The organism is Lysinibacillus sp. 10T31 (assembly GCF_056394365.1).
Genome location: NZ_JBFTHS010000280.1, coordinates 1 through 359, shown reverse-complemented (window position 1 = coordinate 359; position 359 = coordinate 1). Strand labels below are relative to the sequence as shown.

Annotated in this window: 1 protein-coding gene; it reads right to left on the bottom strand. The window is 62.4% G+C overall.

Going from position 1 to position 359, the window contains the following annotated elements; translation table 11 throughout:
• Positions 1-162: 162 nt before the first annotated feature.
• Positions 163-359 (bottom strand): TOBE domain-containing protein (locus tag AC1DCY_RS28035; protein WP_477356144.1); only part of this gene is annotated, 197 nt, incomplete at its 5' end.

Here is a 359-nt window from a genome sequence, read left to right as displayed (position 1 = left end):
GGGTGTAGGCGCCGCTTTTCACTCCGAGTTGGTAGTCGAAGACGTTGAAGGACAACACCAGCGTCAGGCACAGCGGCAGGACCAACAGGCAGACGAACAACAGCATTGCCGGCATCGACAGCAGGTAACCGCGCCCGCCTTGGCGCATGGCGGCAAGGGTGCTCATGCCGACACCTCATCAGCTGCGAGTACGCGCAATAGTTCGGCCTGCCAGTCGAGTCCTACCGCAGTGCCTTGTGCCAGCGGGGCGCTGCCGTCGTTTCGGCGGACCACGGTCAGTTCACCGACAGCGGTCTCGATGCGATACAGCCATTGGCTGCCGAGAAAATAGCGGCTCAGGATGCGCCCTTGCAGACGAC